This is a genomic window from Kineococcus lubricus (assembly GCF_050871965.1).
GTDB lineage: Bacteria > Actinomycetota > Actinomycetes > Actinomycetales > Kineococcaceae > Kineococcus.
This window is the reverse complement of record NZ_JBJLSK010000004.1, coordinates 188,967-206,699: the sequence shown is the minus strand read 5'-3', so window position 1 is coordinate 206,699 and position 17,733 is coordinate 188,967. Positions and strand designations below refer to the sequence as shown.

At 68.1% G+C, this 17,733-nt stretch carries 15 protein-coding genes and 1 pseudogene; 5 read left to right on the top strand and 11 right to left on the bottom strand.

Annotated features, from left to right (window positions below; translation table 11 throughout):
• Nucleotides 1-60 precede the first annotated feature (60 nt).
• Both ACRYRX_RS04740 and ACRYRX_RS04735 read right to left on the bottom strand, forming a co-directional pair.
• Complete coding sequence (locus ACRYRX_RS04740) at nucleotides 61-855, bottom strand: alpha/beta fold hydrolase (protein ID WP_432510673.1); 795 nt, start codon at nucleotides 853-855, stop codon at nucleotides 61-63.
• 219 nt (nucleotides 856-1,074) lie between these two features.
• Complete coding sequence (locus tag ACRYRX_RS04735; protein WP_432510661.1) at nucleotides 1,075-3,819, bottom strand: helix-turn-helix transcriptional regulator; 2,745 nt, start codon at nucleotides 3,817-3,819, stop codon at nucleotides 1,075-1,077.
• A 1,760-nt stretch (nucleotides 3,820-5,579) separates the two neighbouring features.
• On the opposite strand from ACRYRX_RS04735, the gene ACRYRX_RS04730 reads away from it, so the two are divergent.
• The 5 genes and pseudogenes from ACRYRX_RS04730 (at nucleotide 5,580) to ACRYRX_RS04710 (ending at nucleotide 11,810) form a co-directional block, all read left to right on the top strand.
• On the top strand, nucleotides 5,580-9,029 hold the full coding sequence (locus tag ACRYRX_RS04730) for an NACHT domain-containing protein (RefSeq protein WP_432510660.1): 3,450 nt from the start codon (nucleotides 5,580-5,582) through the stop codon (nucleotides 9,027-9,029).
• A gap of 148 nt (nucleotides 9,030-9,177) precedes the next feature.
• Nucleotides 9,178-9,520 (top strand): annotated as a pseudogene (locus ACRYRX_RS04725) (leucine zipper domain-containing protein); the annotation flags it as partial.
• 936 nt (nucleotides 9,521-10,456) lie between these two features.
• The gene (locus tag ACRYRX_RS04720; protein ID WP_432510659.1) at nucleotides 10,457-10,696 is read left to right on the top strand and encodes a hypothetical protein; all 240 of its coding nucleotides are present in this window, start codon (nucleotides 10,457-10,459) and stop codon (nucleotides 10,694-10,696) included.
• Nucleotides 10,697-10,718: 22 nt separating this feature from the next.
• Entirely contained in the window at nucleotides 10,719-11,624 is a 906-nt protein-coding gene (locus ACRYRX_RS04715; protein WP_432510658.1) for a hypothetical protein, read from the top strand.
• Between the two features lie 27 nt (nucleotides 11,625-11,651).
• Nucleotides 11,652-11,810 (top strand): hypothetical protein, encoded by a 159-nt coding sequence (locus tag ACRYRX_RS04710; protein WP_432510657.1) that lies wholly within the window; start codon nucleotides 11,652-11,654, stop codon nucleotides 11,808-11,810.
• Here the strand turns inward: ACRYRX_RS04710 and ACRYRX_RS04705 are convergent.
• The 9 genes from ACRYRX_RS04705 to ACRYRX_RS04665 form a co-directional block, all read right to left on the bottom strand.
• The gene (locus ACRYRX_RS04705) at nucleotides 11,807-12,196 is read right to left on the bottom strand and encodes a hypothetical protein (RefSeq protein ID WP_432510656.1); all 390 of its coding nucleotides are present in this window, start codon (nucleotides 12,194-12,196) and stop codon (nucleotides 11,807-11,809) included. The genes ACRYRX_RS04710 and ACRYRX_RS04705 overlap by 4 nt on opposite strands.
• A gap of 189 nt (nucleotides 12,197-12,385) precedes the next feature.
• The gene (locus tag ACRYRX_RS04700) at nucleotides 12,386-13,228 is read right to left on the bottom strand and encodes a phage major capsid protein (protein WP_432510655.1); all 843 of its coding nucleotides are present in this window, start codon (nucleotides 13,226-13,228) and stop codon (nucleotides 12,386-12,388) included.
• A 154-nt stretch (nucleotides 13,229-13,382) separates the two neighbouring features.
• A complete protein-coding gene (locus tag ACRYRX_RS04695) occupies nucleotides 13,383-13,883 on the bottom strand; it encodes a hypothetical protein (protein ID WP_432510654.1) in 501 nt (166 codons plus the stop codon).
• 118 nt (nucleotides 13,884-14,001) lie between these two features.
• Nucleotides 14,002-14,313 (bottom strand): HNH endonuclease, encoded by a 312-nt coding sequence (locus tag ACRYRX_RS04690; protein ID WP_432510653.1) that lies wholly within the window; start codon nucleotides 14,311-14,313, stop codon nucleotides 14,002-14,004.
• Complete coding sequence (locus ACRYRX_RS04685) at nucleotides 14,310-14,912, bottom strand: hypothetical protein (RefSeq protein ID WP_432510652.1); 603 nt, start codon at nucleotides 14,910-14,912, stop codon at nucleotides 14,310-14,312. Before ACRYRX_RS04685 ends, ACRYRX_RS04690 begins: the two co-directional genes overlap by 4 nt.
• Complete coding sequence (locus ACRYRX_RS04680) at nucleotides 14,909-15,187, bottom strand: hypothetical protein (protein WP_432510651.1); 279 nt, start codon at nucleotides 15,185-15,187, stop codon at nucleotides 14,909-14,911. Before ACRYRX_RS04680 ends, ACRYRX_RS04685 begins: the two co-directional genes overlap by 4 nt.
• A 20-nt stretch (nucleotides 15,188-15,207) precedes the next feature.
• Nucleotides 15,208-17,145 (bottom strand): AAA family ATPase, encoded by a 1,938-nt coding sequence (locus ACRYRX_RS04675; RefSeq protein ID WP_432510650.1) that lies wholly within the window; start codon nucleotides 17,143-17,145, stop codon nucleotides 15,208-15,210.
• On the bottom strand, nucleotides 17,142-17,444 hold the full coding sequence (locus ACRYRX_RS04670) for a hypothetical protein (protein WP_432510649.1): 303 nt from the start codon (nucleotides 17,442-17,444) through the stop codon (nucleotides 17,142-17,144). Before ACRYRX_RS04670 ends, ACRYRX_RS04675 begins: the two co-directional genes overlap by 4 nt.
• Nucleotides 17,441-17,683, bottom strand: coding sequence for a hypothetical protein (locus ACRYRX_RS04665; RefSeq protein WP_432510648.1), 243 nt, complete (start codon nucleotides 17,681-17,683; stop codon nucleotides 17,441-17,443). The genes ACRYRX_RS04670 and ACRYRX_RS04665 overlap by 4 nt, the downstream gene beginning before the upstream one ends.
• Nucleotides 17,684-17,733: the final 50 nt, after the last annotated feature.

Genomic DNA, 17,733 nt, shown 5'->3' with positions numbered 1-17,733 from the left:
CCGCCGCGAACGCGGCGGCACCGACGGCGGCGCGGCGCGTGGGAGTTCGCACGTCGCGCCTCAGCCCGCGAGGAAGTCGAGCAGGGCGGCGTTGACCTCGGCCGCGTGCGTGAGCAGCAGACCGTGCGGGGCGCCGTCGATCTCGACGTAGCGCGCGCCCGGCAGGCGGCGGCGGAACTCCCGGGCGGTGGCGTCGATCGGCAGGATGCGGTCGGCGGTGCCGTGCAGGATCAGCGACGGCACGTCGATGCGCTCCACGTCGGCGCGGAAGTCCGTCAGCCACGCCGGGACGCACCGGTGGGCCGCCACGGGAGCCGAACCGATCGCGGTGATCCAGCTCGCCTTGAGAGCGGCCTCGCTGAGACGGGACCCCAGGTTCTCGTCGGTGTTGAAGAAGTCCACGAAGAAGTTCTCGTACCAGGCGAAGCGGTCGGCCTCGGCCTGCGCGGCGATGCCGTCGAACACCGTCTGCGGAACGCCCGCGGGGTTGTCCGCGGTCTGCAGCAGGAACGGCTGCAGCGAGGCGAGGAACGCCGCCTTCGCCACCCGCTGGGAACCGTAGGTGCTGAGGTAGCGGGCGACCTCGCCCGAGCCCATCGAGAAACCGACGAGGACGACGTCGCGCAGGTCGAGGGCGGTCAGGACCTGGTCCAGGTCGGCGGCGAAGGTGTCGTAGTCGTACCCCGTCATGGTCCGGCTCGAACGGCCGAAACCGCGGCGGTCGTAGGTGATGACGCGGTATCCGGCGTCGACCAGCGCGGCGGTCTGCTTCTCCCAGGACTGCCCGTCCAGCGGGTAGCCGTGGATCAGGACGACCGGCTGGCCCGAGCCGTGGTCCTCGTAGTGCAGTTCCACGGCGGCCGAGCCCGCCGCGCCGGCGCGCTCGCCGAGGGTCTGGGGAGCGGACAACCTCAGCTCCCCGGTCTCGGGGGCGGCCGTCGCGGCTGCTCCGGCGAGGACGGTGCTGGTGGTGCGGACCGAGATGGTTCCCACGGGTGTGCCTTCCTGCCCCCTCCGCCCGGTGCGGGTGGGGACGGCACGAACGTAGGGACCCGGCAGGTCCCGCCGCGTCCGTCAGCCGACGTCTCCGCCGTACGTCGTCGTGCGCAGCACCGCCGCCAGCTCACCGCGCGAGGTCACGCCCAGCTTGGGGAACATCCGCTGCAGGTGGGTGCCCACCGTCCGGGGCGAGACGTACAGCCGCTCCCCGATCTCGCGGTTCGTCAGCCCCTGCGCCGCGAGCTGGGCGACGTGCAGCTCGGTCGGCGTCAGCCGGTCCACGGCGGCGGGGTCCTGGCGCGGGGAGGACGCCCCGGCCGCCCGCAGTTCCTGGCGCGCCCGCTCCGCCCACGCCGACGCGCCGAGGGCGTCGAAGACCTCGCACGCGGCCTGCAGGACCGGACGGGACTCCGCGGGCCGCCGCTGGCGGCGCAACCACCCGCCCAGGGCCAGCTGCACCCGGGCCCGCTCGAACGGCCAGTCGAAGGGCGCGGCGTCCAGGGCCGACCGCAGGAGGGGCTCGGCCGCGTCCGGCGGGGCGAGCAGGGCGCGGGCCAGGCGCAGCCCGCAGAGCAGGGCCGGGGACGGAGCCAGGTCCTCGAAGGGGGCCAGCTCCCGCACGACGGCCCGCGCCGCGGCGGTGGACTCGCTGCGCACCCCCGCCTCGACGAGCTCGGCGAGCGCGTAGAACCGCAGCCAGGGGTGGAAGCTGGGGTCGCCCGGGTCGAAGACGCGGTGCAGGTGACCGAAGGCGTCGCCGTAGCGTCCCTGGCACAGAGCGGCCTGCCCCCGCGCCGTCTGCACGATGGACAGCACCGTGCGCGCGCCGGCCGGCAGGGCCACGCGCTCGGCCTCCGCGGCCCAGGCCTCCGAGCGCGGGTCCCCGCAGATCGCGGCGAGCTGGGCGCGGACGGCGTTCACCATCGCGTGCACGAGCGGCTGACCGGTCTCACGGGCCAGCTCGGCGGCCTCCTCGGCGGCCGGGAGAGCCGCCCGCACGTCGCCGAGGCGGGTCACCCCCGCGGAGTGGGCGCACAGGGCCCGGGTGAGCATCGACAGCCGCCCCTCGGCCCGCAGGGCGTCCAGCGACCTCGCCGTCAGCCGGGCCGCCAGAGCGGGAGCGCCGACCGTCACCGCCGCACCCCCAAGGAGCTGGTCGCCCTCGGCGTCCGGGGAGGAGCGTCCCAGTTGCCGGGCCAGCGGTTCCAGCACGTCCCGGCCGCGTTCGACCGGGGCGCAGAACGCCCGCAGGGCGACCAGCTCGGCGTTGTCGGCGTCGACGGGCATGCGGTCGGCGGCGGCGGCGACCCGCGTCCGCGCCGCCGGTCCCGGATCACCCCAGAAGCAGTGCAGGACAGCGCTCCACAGCATGCGCAGGCCCAGTTCCGGTTCCCCGCCGGCGGCGATGCCGACGGCCGTCTCGGCCAGTTCGGCGGAGGCCGAACCGTCGCCCTGCACGCCCTCGAGGAGGGCGCTGCCGACCCAGGCCGCCCGGGCCTGGTCCCAGACCGACAGGTCCAGCGAACGCGCCCGGCCGAGCAGGTGCGTGGCGACGTCGGCCTGGCCGGACTCCAGGGCGAGCTCGGCCGCGCGCAGCAGCCGGTCCGCGCGGGCCGACGGGTCCCCGGTCAGCTCCGCGGCCCGCCGCAGCGCGGCCAGGGCCACGGCGACGCCGCCGCGGCGCAGAGCCCGGCCGGCGGTGGAGTCCAGGTCCCGCGCCGCCTGCTCGTCGGGGGCGGCGGTGCCGGCGGCGCGGTGCCACGCCTGCCGGTCGGGCTGGCCCTGCAGCTCGTGGGCCAGAGCGGCGTGCGCGGCCCGGCGCTCAGCGGTGGTGGCCGCGTGGTGCAGCGCCGAGCGGACGAGCGGGTGCCTGAAGTCGATGCCCCCGTCCTCGACCAGGCCCGCCTCGACGGCCGGTCCCAGGGTCGTGGTGTCGACGGGCACCCCGAGCACCCGGGCCGCCGCGGCCAGGCACTCGGCCAGGGTGCCGTCACCGTTGAGGGCCGCGAGCAGCAGCACCGTGCGGGTCGGCAGCGGGAGCCGGGACACCCGCGCGGTGAAGGTGCGTTCCAGCCGTTCGGTCAGCGGCAACGGCCCCGGGGTGAGCGCGTAGGCCCCGCCGACCGACCGCAGGGCGGCCGGCAGTTCGGTGAGCGCCAGCGGGTTGCCGGCCGCCTCGGCCAGCAACCGCCGGCGCACCTGCGGCCCCAGGTCCGGGGCCACGGTGTCCAGCAACTGGGCCGAAGTCGCCTCGGTCAACGGTTCCAGGTGCAGCACCGGCAGACCGGCACCGCCCAGCCGGTCGTCGGTGCCGCGGGTGACGGCGACCAGGGCGAGGGGATCGGACTCGACGCGCCGCGCGACGAACCCCAGGACGTCCAGGCTGGCCCGGTCCATCCAGTGGGCGTCCTCCAGGACCACCAGCAGCGGGGTCACGGCCGCCGCGTCCGAGAACAGGGTCAGCGCGGCCAGGCCGACGAGGTACAGGTCGGGGACGACCTCGTCGGTGAGCCCGACGGCGGCGCGCAGCGCGGCGCGCTGGGGGCCGGGGAGGTCCTCCACCCCGTCCCGCAGCTGGTGCACGAGCTGGTGCAGACCGGAGCAGGGCACGTCCTCCTCCGACTCCACCCCCACGGCCGTGACGACGCGGACGCCGTGGCCCGCGGCCTGCTCGGCCGCCTCGGCGACCAGCGCCGACTTGCCGATCCCCGGGGGACCGAGGAGGACCACCGCGCCGCCCGAGCCCGCAGCCGCCTGCTCGACCAGCGCCGCCAGCCGCCGGCGCTCGCCGTCGCGGCCCAACAGCGTTGCTCGACGCACGCCCCACCCACTCCCTCGTCGCCCTCGCGCCGTCGGCAGCGCCGTCACGGGACCGAGGCTCGCTCCACGTCTCCCGCGGCCCGCAGCCGACACGTCCACCGGTTCCGATCGCGCTCGGCCCCGGGTGAACCGGCGAAGCATACGACGTGCTCTCGCGGTGGTGGACCGACGCCGACGGTCGTGTTCCGCGACCCGCGAGCGAGGTCGGTCACCGGCCGGTCGGCCGTTCCAGGGGTTCACCCCGCGGCGGCCGCTGACCACCAGGATCGTCGCCGGACCGTCGCGGCGAGGACGTGTCCCCCGGATGCACCACCGGGAACACGCTCCGTGCCGGGACGACCTCGTGTTTCCTCTCTCGGGGCGAACGCGGCGGCGACGGGCGGAGCGATCGTGGTCTGGGTTCCGCCGGTGCTGCGGCGGAACTCCCCGACGGCTGACCGTCCGACGGCGAGTTCTCCTCGTGAGCACCGCGGGAACGCCGACGCCGCAACCGGTTCCCTTCCTGCGCCTGCCGGAGACTCCACGCGGTCGGTGGCTCCCCGCGGGGCGGCAGCCGCGGTGCGCATCACGACCGGGTTCCGTCGGGTGGTCCGGGTTCCCTGCGCTTGTTCTCCTGTCCTTGGCCCCCAGTGCACTGAAGGTACCGGGCTCGGTCCTCGGCCGAGTGTGCCCCTCCGGAGCACCGGCGGTCCTGCTGACCCACCCGGTCCAGGACCGGTCGGTGACGGTGCGGGCACCTAGGGAACCTCCCAAACGGGGGACCAGCACGAGGTGCTCAGTTCCTTCGCTCACCGCCTCGGCGACGACCTCGGGCAGTCCAGGTGCCTGGGCGGTGAGCACGTCGAGGACTCCGTGCAGGAATCGGTAGGTGCTGGAGAGGCTGGCCGTGCGGTAGCGGGCGAGATCGACGAGCCTCCCCGATTCAGGGAGAGACCCTTCGTCCGTGCGGACCGCGGGGTGCTGGAACCGTTCATCGTGAGCGCCCGGGTTGCGCCTGCCACGGCGTCGTCTGCTCGGCCACGGCCGCCGCGACCACCGGCGATCGAGCCTCCGCTGCCGCGGGTACACCCAGTGCAGCGGCACGACCGGCAATCTCGGTCCCACCCCCGCAGCCGCATCCCTCTGCCGAAACGCGCCGGTGGCGACCGATACTGCTGACGAAGGGTCAGCGACCCGTCCGAACAACTCGGTAGATCAAGGTCGTTTCACCGTTCCAGGAGGCTTCGACTTCGCCACCGGGCTCCCGACTTGAGTCTTCGCCAACCGGCGTGGGCCCAGGGAATCGAACCCTGAACCCGCGAATCAAAAGAGTAAGGAAGAATGTCCGCTGGACATTTGCGGCAGGCTGGTGGGCTACCACAATGGTGCGCAGGAAGCTGGGGAAGCCCGCTTAACCGCCCTTGCGTTGCCGTCACGGTTACCGTCAGGTTGAGGCCCACTTGTGGCGACGTGCGCGAAACTCACAACGTACCCACTGCCAAGCTGTCGCACTGCCTGAGGTGGTTACCGCAACCATGACCATCTGTCGCCAGTAATACTTTTATTGGCCTGACGGGTGGCGCTCTGGCTTTCTTGCGTTAAGTACTTAAGAACCGCTAGCGACAGAGTTTGGCAGCCTGTGCAAAATTAGTGTTGCTGTAAAATTATTCGTAAGGCCTGTTTCGCATAGACGCGACGCCCTTCATATGTAATAGTGTATTTGCTACTCGAGCAAAGCTGGACTCATGCATCGTGCCGGACGCAAAGTTTCAGGAGGATCCATGCTTTTTGAAGCCGCTCTTTTATCGCTTGGGACGAGCGCCGCTAAGGCGGTAGCTCACTTATGGCTCCAAGGCGACTTCATTACTGACGTTGGTGATAATTTAATTGAACATATGGCAGGCCGCATTCCTAGCATGAGCGACCGGAAGCGCATTGCTCGCCAGTTTGACGCTATGGCTGATCGAATTGCAGAGCAACTCAGTCCATTGATTGAAGCTGAATCAGGTCGCCTGCCCGTCCACGAGATGGAAGCCGCGGTGGCAGGTGTTCGAGACACGCTAGAATCGACACAAGCACTCGGCCTTCAGGCGCTTTTCGAACGAGATTTTGATCCAGTCCGTTTAGAAGAGCTACTTCAACAGCAGCCGCAAGCAAGAGTGCGGAATGACCTAGCTGCGGGCGCCGATTTGTTATTTGATCGACTCTTGCGTGAAAGTTGTAACTTTATCGTTGAGCTCGCGCTAGCAATGCCGGATTTTAGTCACCACGCGCTAATAGAAATCCTCCGCCGTGAGACCGAGATCATTGACAGGGTGCGCGAGACTTTTGAAAGAATGCCCCGCATTACGCCGAGCCAGCAAGATGACGACGAGGAGTTCAGCTTAAGATACCGTAGGCACATTGCACGCCAGCTGGATCAACTCGAACTATTTGGCATCACCTTGCAAGAGAAGTCTCGCAGGTATGACCTTAGCATCGCCTATATAACTCTCACTGCCCAAACGAATTACCCCAACAATCCTGCAGTCGAGGCTGCAAGTAATTTGATCGTCGACGATCCCGAAACGTCGACTGATGAAGACGAGGGCACGCATCTTGATACTTTCATGCGAGTCGACGAGGCCCTCTCCCAATCGAGACGCCATCTAATTCGTGGCGAGGCTGGGTCGGGGAAGACGACTCTACTGCAGTGGCTAGCAATAACTCTCTGTCGGGAGCCAATTGAAGGTAGTCTTGATTTTCTATCTTCGAGCGTCCCGCTTTTTTTGCAACTTCGACGCTACGCCAATGCTGAACTTCCGGCACCCGAAAATTTTCTGGATCACGTGGCTAAGCCTATCGCGGGCGTAATGCCTGATGGCTGGGTGCATCGTCGACTAGAGAACGGCGAAGCGGCAATTCTAATCGATGGCGTCGACGAGTTGCCGGAACGGCAACGTCCAGCAGCCCGCAATTGGTTGCGGTCTCTAACCGAAACGTATCCTGATTGCTTCTTTGTAGTGACTACCCGCCCATCCGCAGTTGCCGAAGACTGGCTTCACGGTGGAAATTTCTCCACTGCGGAGCTTTTGCCTATGTCTCTCGCTGACACTACTAATTTCATCGAACATTGGTATACGGCGGCAGCTCGTGCGGTGGCGCACCACAATGTAGAAGTGGAGACGCTAAAGTCTTACCAGGGGCAATTGATAAGAGTTATCAGGGATACACCTACACTGCGGTCCTTGGCCACTAGTCCCCTTCTTTGTGCGATGCTCTGTGCGCTAAATCGAGACCGACGAACACAGCTACCTCGGGATCGCATGGAACTTTACAGGATTGTTCTCGAAAGCCTTCTCGATCGTAGAGACGTGGAGAGGGAAATCGCTGGACAAGAGCCCTTTCAAATTGGCTTGAGAGAGAAAGAAGGTCTCCTTCAAGACCTGGCGTTTATGTTGATGGTTAACGAACAGTCGGATACAAGTACTACCGAAGCCATCGAACGCGTTGATAAACGACTTCAATATATGAACAACGTCTCCGCAAGCGGTGCTGACGTTTATAGGTATCTCCTTATTCGAAGCGGGCTGATCCGCGAGCCAGTTGAAGGGCGCGTTGACTTCATCCACCGCACTTTCCAAGAGTATTTAGGAGCTGCCCGTGTAGTACGAGAAGGTTACCTGCCTATGCTCGTTTCGAGAGCACACAGCGACCAATGGCGTGAAGCGGTGATCCTGGCCGCTGGCCACGCAAGTCGATTGGGACGGGACGATCTGATTGAGCGGCTACTAGAACGAGGCAACGAAGAGCCCGAACTGCGGCATAGGTTGCATCTACTTGCCGTGGCATGCTTGGAGACAGCGGCAGAAGATATTTCACCTTCAACGGTGGAGGCGGTTAACGCAGCATTGGCGCGTGCCTTGCCGCCAACCAATATGACGGAAGCAAAAGCGGTTGCTTCAGCGGGAGCCACAGCCGTACCTCTATTGGCGAGATACACGAATGTCGCAGCTACCACGACCGCAGCATGCGTTCGCGCTCTGTGTTTGATCGGGGGGAGCACTGCTCTCAGTGCGCTCAAGAACTATCAAACAGATAAACGATTGACGGTCATTCGAGAGTTGATTAGGGGTTGGGAGTACTTTAATCGTGATGACTACGCTAGTGAAGTTCTAGCTAATAGTTCTCTAGAGTCGGGAATTCTTCGGCTCAATGATGCAGAGAGTCTTGCAAGTGCTCACCGACTCGGGCAACTGCGACGCCTATTGTTTACCGCTCCCCGTTCTTTAGCATCGCTTGGCGGTGTCTCTAATGCTTCCCTAGTGCATGAGCTTGAGATTGGACCTTCCTCATCGCTCGAAAATCTTGACGGACTCAATAATTTCACCTCACTCAAAGAGCTAGACCTGGAGCGAGCTCGCGATATTAGGGAACTTCCGTCATCCTTGCCGCCCAGCCTGCAGAACGTCTCGATTCGTTTCTGTTGGAGGTTGTCAAACCTTCGCTCTCTTGGGGATGCTGCATCCCTGCGACAACTAATCATAACGTCATCGCCAGTGCCCGACCTCTCTTTCCTGTCGAACTCACCTATTCAACATCTGGATTTATGGAGTGTAAAACCTAGCGCTGTCTCTTCGTGGCTCGAAACCCTCGATAAGCTCAAAATTCTTAGAATTTCTCTATCACCTCAGACAGAAAAGGAGAATGACCCTAGCTGGCTATCGCAGCAAACCTCTTTGAGATCCATTACGAGCTCAGATTTGCTGAATTTGCTCGATCTGCGTGCCGTGAGCAATTTGCGTAACCTCGCCGGAGTTCCAGCTGGTCTTACGGCGCTCAGTCTAGGGGACCTGCAGCTGTTGGAGAACGCAAACGAACTAGGTAACCTGCGCAATCTGCGTAGCCTCACCTTGTCGAGCGCCAGCGCGTTGACGGATTTCTCGTTTCTTTCTACGCTCTCCTCGCTCACTAACCTCAACCTAAGCAATTCAGCAAACTTTGTCGATCTCAGAGATATCAATTATCAGTCGACGGTACGACTGCATCTCCGAGGTACTGGGGTTAAAGATATTAGCCCACTCGCCGCAATGCCAAAGCTAGTCTTGGTTGATTTAGTTGGATGCCCTATCGAAAACTTGGAGGTTCTTGGGACACTTCCACGAAAACTTCACCTGCAGTTGGGGGCAGAAATGAGAGATCGGATTGATGAGTCATTGACTCGGCGACACTTCATCAGTTTTCGCTCGTAGTAGTTTGGGGGTGAGGTCGGCGTGACCGGCGCGCTAGTTGTACTCAGCCATGACGTTGGTGACACACGGCGTGGCTGATTGAACGAGGAAGGCCCCCGGTGCCTTGGTGGAGGTCTCTGGCGCCATCCATCAAGGCCCGGAGGCTTTCGTGTCCCACCCTAACGCCCGCCTGACCCCGCACGGCAGGCTCGTGCTGGTCCGCCGCGTTATCGACGACCACTGCCCGGTCGCCCACGTCGCTAAGGAATTCGGGGGTCTCCCGCCACTGCGCCCACCGCTGGGTGGCCCGCTACCGCACCGAGAGTGCCGCCGGCCTGGCCGATCGCTCCAGCCGCCCCACACGCAACCCACCCCGCACCGACCCAGCCATCGAAGCCCGCGTCCTGCGAGCCCGGGCCCAGCTGCGCGTCGGCCCCGACGCCGTCAGCGACCAGACCGGCGTCCCGGCCAGAACCGTCACCCGGATCCTGCGACGGCACCACATGCCACCCGGTGGCAACCCGGCGCGCTTGGCCGTCGTGTGCAACTCGCTGCGGTCGTAGACGTCCTCGACGACGCAGGCGCCATCGGCAGGTACCGATGCCGTGTCGCGCGACTCATCAGCCCCGGAGAGCTGTAGGCGCTGCAGGAAGCGCTTGAGCGCAGGCGGCTCGCGCATCAGCCGGCACAGCACGTCGATGCGGCTGTGCGGAAGGACGGGTCGTTACGCATCAGGTCGTAGACGTCCGGATGCAGGCCTCTTTACAAGTTGCCCTTCTTGACGGCGTCACGTGGCCTGCCGGGGGGCTGCCCCTGCAGCGCCCACCGCGACGTCGCACGAAAAGCCGCCCAGGGCAGAGTCAGATCCGGCTGCGTACTCGCGACGGCAAAGGGACGCAGCAGGCTCTGCAGCTCCGGTGCCGCAGCCGAGTAGCTCTCGAGGCGGGCAACTCCCTCAGCGCACGGCTGATCGCTCGCAGCAGGACGACCTGTTGGTAGACGGCCGCCACCCCGGTCTGGCGATCGACGCGGAGGTCGTGCAGCTCAAAGAGGAGTCTTGCTTGCTTTCGAGCGCTGCACGGCCATGGTCCCTCTGTAGCTGAAGGCCACGACATCGGTCCCCAATGAGTAGCGCAGATGGGACGTCGACGGGCGTTGCCGTCAACCGCTGCCATTAGAAGAAGTCCGTCACAAGATCACGCGGCATCCTTGCAGGTCAAGCGAGTGGGCCCCCAGGGGATCGAACCCTGAACCCGCGGATTAAAAGTGCTCCGAGCCCCTTGTCGGACGATGTTGCCGACGATCACTGAGTGTCTATCCGTGCAGCTCAGACGGCTAGAGCGGCAGTCTGCGACAGCGTCCGTTATCCCTCAGTACGGGGGTGCGGCTACCAGTCGCGCTACCAACCCGCTACCAACCGGCCTCGTCTCGCCCGGCAAGCTGCGCCCATGATCGAGACGCGCACCCTCGACGCTGCTGCTGCTCTGCGCCTCGTGCGCCGTCGCGCCCCACGGCACGGCCTGCGGCTCCGGGTCGTCGGTCAGGACCGCGGCGGGTGGCCGCTGGTGCGGCTGCACGAGGTCAGCGTCAACCGGTCGCACCCCGAGACGCTGACGCTGTGGGACGTTGAGGACGTCCTCGCCCGTCGGCAGGCCGTCGAGGAAGGGCGCGTCTACCCCTCGCAGTGACCGAGTCGGGCAGGCTGCCCCCATGACGCAGCGTGAGGCGGTCGAGCGATGGTGGACCGAGGCCGACGACGTCACCCGTCGACGGGCCCTGCAACTGAGACCGTTCGGCCCACTGCCGGCCGACATGCGGCATGACCTGGCCATGCAGGGGGTGACCGTGGTGCCCCTTGAGGCTGGCCTCGACGGCACACCCTCGGGATACAAGATGCCCAGGGCGCTGGGTACCTTCCTCCGCAACCAGCGGCGTAGACATCATGTCGAGGGACTCGCCGTCAAGCTGCAGCCCGACGCGATGCGCCTAGCGATGGTGCGGGCCGGGGCAGTACTCACCGGGTACGAGCTCGTCCGCACTGAAATCGTCGACGGGGTCCGAGGCATCTACCTCAACGGGTTCGATGAGCACGGCATGACGTACAGCCGGCGCTACGACGTCGAGGTGCTCAGCCTCGCTCGCAACCCCGTGCGCGCCTCGCTGCTGTGGTTGCAGCAGCAGGGCGCCCTCACGGCTGAGCAGGTTGAGGCGTTCGAGGCGGTGCGCAAGCATCGGCACGAGGTCGCGCATGAGCTGGCTCGGTTCGTTGTCGACCCCGAGGCCGACATCGACCTCGACCGCCTACGTGACCTGCGTGACTGCCTTCGATCCCTCGACCGCTATATCGAATCGTTGGCGATGGAGGCCAATCCCAACTTCGACGGTGCCATTGTCAACAACGACGAAGTGCGTATCGGCACGATGCTGCTGCTCGACGACCTGTTCGAGCTTGCCGAGCTCGACGAGGGTAGCGAGCCCGCTCGCCCGGGCGGCTCAGTCCTGGCCCGGCATGATCGCCACGGCGATAGCAACGACGACGATGACGACCAGCAGCACCAGCCCGAACAGAATCGGTCCCATGCCCCAGGCATCGACGGACCGCGGTCGGTACTGTAGCCGCACCCGCGGGCGCACCATGAGGGCATGACGACGCAGGACGACCAGCGGCCCGACACCCCCAAGTCCCTCGCCGCTGCAGCGCAGTTTGCCGACGAAGACGCCCCCGTCGGTCGTCTGCGCAGCATCGACGAGGACCGGATCGCCGAGCACCGCGCGCGGCTCGAGGCGCGCGAGCAGGACTAGAGCCCGACGCGCAGCCGCACCGACCCGAGGCCGGCCGGCCTCGTGCGCCGCGGTGCGAGCAGACGCCGCTCGACCTCGAGCAGCACCAGGCCGACCGCGCCGGCGTCGCGCTGGACGTACTCGGTGAACGGGCCCGCCGTCCTCGAGGTGCTGCGGGCCCCCTCGGGGTTGCGCAGCGCCCGCACGGTCGCGGCGACGACCACATCGCGCACGAGCTGCGCATCGACGTCACCGACCGCGACCCGGGCGTCGAGGCCGGGGGACTCAGCCCGCACGAGGCCGTGCGCCAGGCGCAGGACGTGCCCGGCCGGGCCCCGCTCGTCGACGGCCAGCGGTCGGAACGCGGCCTCGACGTCGTCGAGGGTGGCGAGGGTCGGCTGCGGCACGGTGCGCTCCCTGCTCGGGTGCTGCTGGGGTGGGGTGCCGCCGACGGCGCAGGTGCCCCTCGGGCAGGCCCGGATAGGTGGGCCCTCGGGTCGCCTTCGCTCCCGGCGACGTCCTCACGCGGTACATCACCCGCGGTCGACGGACGCCCCGGGCGACGTTGACGCCGCCGGCGGCTGCTCAGGACCGGCTCAGGGAGCCGGGGTGGGGTCGGCCATGATCTTCGCCACGGCCGGGGCGTCGACGAACCCGAAGCCGACCCGCATGCGGGAGCGGATCGCCACCGAGTCCTTGGTGAAGAACGCCGAGCGGTCGGACTCGACGTCGACGTCGGAACGGACGATGGTGAACGCCCGGTCAGCCGGCAGCGCCCACACCGTGCCCGGCGTCACCGCCGTCGAGGACAGCAGCGGCCGGCCCTCGATGATGCGCCGCGCCGACTGCGTCGGGTCGGCGGCCAGGAGCGGCACGTTGCTGCTGGTGGCCGTCTTGAGCTTGGCGAACACGAGGGCCGTCGAGGGGTGGGTGACGAACGCGGTGACGTTCGCGCCGCGGCCCTCGACGAGGCTGACGGCCTCGGCGAAGCAGTCGAGGTTGTCCCAGTCGTAGGCGTCGACGACGGTGACGTCGATCAGCGTCTCGAGGCCGGGCTGCGCGGCCGGGCCGGTGACGGCGCCGAAGAACGCCTCGTCCATCTTGCGGGCGGTGTCGCGGGCCAGCCCGGCGCCGATGACCTCGCGGGCGGCGGGGGTGGAGTCGTCGAACAGCTCGGAGCTGACGACGGTGAGGCCGGCGAGCTTGGTCGGCGTGATGCCCACCTCGTCGAACGTCATGTCCGAGAGGGCGATCTCCTCGGCCTCACCGGTCCAGTGCACCGACGGGTCGCCGGTGACCTTCGGGACGCGCACCGAGGGTGCGTCGGTGGTCAGGACGGTGGACACCTGCGTGCACACCGCCTGAGCGAGGGTGGGTTCGACGAACAGGGCGAGCGTCTGCTCGGGGGTGAGGATGACGCGGGCGTCAGGGCGACGCATGGCAGAAGGCATGAGGGGCTCCGGTGGGTAGGTGCTGGTGCTGACCTACGCGCGGCGCCTGGCCGACGCGCTGCCCACCCGGGGCGGCGGCGGTGAGACGGCGGCACCTGGCCGGCCCCTCTCACCACCGCCCATCCTAGATCGCCGGGGCGGCTCACTCCCCGTTGAACGCCTCGCCCCACGTCGGCTCGCTGCTGCGCGCCGGCGGCCGGTAGCCGGCGCCGTGGTTCGGCGGCGAGGTGCGCCGCTCGACCCGGCCGAGGCCGGGGCGGGTGTCGAGCAGTGCCGTCGCCGCGGCGAGCACCGCCTGCTCGTCGATCTGACCGTCGACGTCGACGAGGTCGTCGAGCTGCACGCCGCCGATGGTGAACAGGTCGTCGACCTGGGCGAGCAGCAGTTCGGCGAGGCGGTCGACCTCGCGGCGCCGCGCGGCGGTGAGTTGCTCGCGCAGGCCGTCGCGTTCGGCCTCGACGGCGCGCAGTGCGCGGCGGTACTTCGCCGCCTCGCCGTTCGGCCCGGCCTCGCGCTGTTCGTCCTCGCGTGGTTCGTGCTGCGGCTCAGGATCGGTGCTCGGCGCGGGCTCGGGCACGTTCTGCGTCACGCCCGGTTCGGTGTCCTGGGGGGCCGTCGTGCGCGTTTCGGTCGTCGTGCTCATGTCGTTCGTCCTCTCGTTCGTTCAAGATCACCAAGAACCCCAGACCCGTGCGGAGGGTCAGCCTCCGAGCGCACCGACGTGGAATGCGCACGGGGAGGGACCGGGGGCGTGGGTGGGGTCACGCCGGCGGCAGCAGACCGGGGTGACGCTCGGGTGGCCGTCGCGTCGTCGTTCGTGCCGCTGCCGCCTCGCGCGCCGTCTTCTTGCGGTGGCAGTTCGGCCACACGCGGTCATGCACAGCGGCGAGGTTGCTGAGCTCGTCGCCGCCGCCCTGGGAGACGGGCACGAGGTGGTCGACGGCGTCGGCGTCGACGCCGCCGCACAGGTGGCAGCGGCGCCCGTCGCGCTCGAGCACCTGCGCCCGCAACCGCTGCCACGCCGAGGTGCTGGTGCGCTTCCTGCCCGTCGAGCCGACCCAACCGCCGCTCACGGCGCACTGTCCTCGGGTGCCGGGGCGTCGAGGTCGACCTCGCGGCCGGTGCGGTCGGTGAACGTCCTGCGCCGCAGGCTCGGGGTGAGCCACGTGACCTCGACGAGCGCGTCGTCGGCCATGTCGACGCCGGCCGCGGCGATGAGCTGCCGCTCGGAGAACGTGGTCGGGCGCTGCCACGGGCCGACCCTCGAGCGGGCGACCTCGGCGTCGGCTGCCTGCCGGGCGAGCTCGGCCTCGCCGAGGTTGCACTTCTTCCGGTGCCGGATGGTCAGCCCGCTCGGGTGGTCGAGCAGCCGCTCACCACCACAGCGGGGGCAGGCGGTGAGCCGGGCCGCTGCTCGTCGTCCTGCGCGCTGCGCCTTGCGCTCGAGGTCGCCGAGGGCGAGGCGGCGCAGGTTCTCGACCTCGGCCGGGGGGTCGGGGTAGCCGGCCACGAGGACGGCGGCGAACTGCGCCAGCACCCGGGCGAGTAGGCCGGGATGGTCGGTGCCCAGTAGCGCCGCCTGCCGAGGTCGGTCCTCGACGAGCACGGCGTGGATGAGCTCGACGGCGGCGAGCTCGGTGCCGACGACGTCGAACTCGGGGTGCTGGGTCACGAGGTTCCTCCTGGGGGGTCGATGCGGTCGGACATCTCGGCCAGCACCGCCGCGGGTCGGCGGGTGCGGCTGAGGGCGTAGGCGCCCTGGCAGGCAAGGACGTAGGCCAGCAACCCGGGGTCGGCGGCGCGGGCGACGATGCGGCCGAGCTGCTGGTAGTCGCCGGCGTAGGCGGCGTGCAGCCCGTCGAGTGCCTCGAGGTGCACGCCGTCGACGAACTCGCGCACGTCCGGGGGCACGTCGGGGTCGAACGAGGGCGGGGTCGGGTCGGGCATGCGGCGTCTCCTGCGGCGGGTCACGAGGCCACTTGGCCGGGGTCAGGGGTGGGGCAGCCTGGATGGGTGGCCTGCCCCGCCTCGATGACGGTCATGGGCTGTCGGCAGGTGATGCATGTCGAGGCCGAAGGGGGCGCCGAAGGGGACGAAGGGAGTGGGGGCGCACTCTCCACTCCCTTCGTCCCCTTCGTGCTCCCTTCGCCGTCGTCGAGGACGAGGCACCACAGCCATCCGCCGTCCATGCCGGTCTTGCGCGACTCGACCCGGGCCCGCTTCTTGGCTCGCTTGAGGACGTGCTGACTGTGCCCAGCGACCCGGCCGGCGGCGTAGACGTCGCGGGCTGTGGCCTCCCCGCCCTTCCGTTCGAGGTAGTCGCGCAGCCATGTCTCGGCGCCGTCGCCCTGATCGCTGTCGTCGGGGCCGCTGCGGTTGGATCGCAGGATGTCGGCGACGGTCATGTCGGAGGGGCCGACGAACGTGAAGCGGCTCGTGACGGCGGTGCCCTTGCGGGTGGGTACCTCCTGGGACTCGATGCGGTAGACGAGGCTGGGCAGGTCGTCGCGGCCGAGGCTGTTCTTGACCTGCGTCATGACGCGCTCTCCGCTGTCGTCGTCGCGGGCGAAGCCGAACACTGCACGGGGAACGTTCTTGAACGCCCCCGAGCCGGTGATGAGCTGCGCGATGTCGGAACCGCTGGACTTGTTGAAGTGCGCCAGGCCGAAGACGACCGAGGCCGTGCGGTCGGCGATGCGGGCCAAGGGGTCGAGGGCGATGCGCACCTCGCGTTCCTTGTGAGTGTCCAGCTTCTCGGAGACGACTGACATGACGGGGTCGATGACGGTGAGGGCGACCTCGTGCCGGTTGAGTTCCTGCTCGAACAGGAGGTTGTCGTTGGGCAGGGTGAGCGTGACCTCGTCACCCTCGTCAACGAGCACCTCGAATCGGCCGACCAGCGCGAGGTCGGCGCCAGCGGCCATGAGGCGCGGTACGAGGGTGTGCCGCCACGAGTCCTCGACGGCCACGTACAGCACCCGGCGCGGCGTGCCGTAGAACGCCCCGGGCAGCGTGCCGCGGGTGATCTGAGCGGTGAGCCAGATGCCGAACGACGACTTGCCGGTGCCCTCCCGGCCCGCGCCGAGGGACAGCGCGCCGGCCGGCATGCGCCCGGCACCCTCGTCCTCCCACGCCCACGTCACCGGTTCGGGTTCGATGTCGATCGCCCACGTGATGCGGGCCCGACGGCTGCTGCTGACGCTGACACCGTCGATGGTGAGAGGCACGAACTCGTCGAGTCCGCGGTCGGCGGCGACATGGTCGGCGGCGTCCTTGCCGACCGCGGCGTGCACGAACCGCACGTCGGCGGCGACACCGTCGAGGCGTTCGTGCACGGCCGCAGCCCATCCGTCGCCCGCCTTGTCTCGGTCGACGACGGCGATGACGTGTGCGCCGCGCAGCGGTTCGACGTCGACGCGGGAGAAACTGCTCGCACCCATCGGGGCGGTCGTGGCGACGACGTCAAGAGTTTCCAGAGCGTGCACGTCCTTCTCGCCCTCGACGAGGTACACCTCGCGGCCGGCAGCGACGGCTTCGATCAACTGCGGCAGGCGGTACAGCGTCGGGGTTCCTGCGGTGTCTCCGCTCTGCCGGAACTTCTTCCCGGGAGTACGGAACACACTGCGCAGCACGGCTCCACGAGCATCGGTGTAGTCGTACCGCGCCCCGCGAGGGTTGTCCCAAAAGTCGTTCTCGGTCATTCCCAGAGCGGCGAGCACGTCGAGGTCGTGGCACCCAGCGTGGCAGTAGAGAAGCGCACGCCCGTCAGTGCCGGTCACGGACAGGGAGGGGTCGTGATCGTCGTGCGCCGGGCACTGCGCTGTCGCCTGGTTCGGCCCCCGTCGGCGCACGACCTGGCCGTTGACGGCGAGCTTGTCGAGGATGCGCTCGAACGCGGCACTCATCGGCCACCGCCTGCTCGCCACATGCGCACCGCCGCGGTGAGGGTCGCGGTGACGGCCGGGCAGTCGGACTCGTGACGGACGTCGACGACGAGCTGCCCTCCGGTGCGCTGAGCCTGGCGCCGCTCCGCCCGCGAGGGGCGGCGCATCCTCGCCCCGCAGGGGCACTGCCCTCCGGTGGCGGTGATGCGCCGGCGGGCGATGCCCTCGCGCACGGCGGCGGGGGCGTCGTGAGGAACGTCGGGCAGCACGTAGGCGACGCGGTCGCGCACGTGCAGCGTCTCGCCGAGTTCGCGGCTCATCGCGCACCCCCGGTGAGGTCGTCAACGACATCGAGGTCGACGTCGCCCACCGGCACGAGCTGCACGAGGGCGACCTCGACGTGGTGCCCCCGCTCGTGGGCGCGGCGGACGGCGTTGCGGGCCGGCGGCAGGGTCAGGTAGATCGCCCCGCGCGACCACGGCGTGCCGCCGACGGCCTTGACGGTGACCTGCACGGCCAGGCGGTGCGTCGTGTCGGGAGTGGGTGCGATGCTGTGCACGTCGATGGCCGGGCGGCTAGACGACGACTCGACGACCGGTCCCGTTGGCG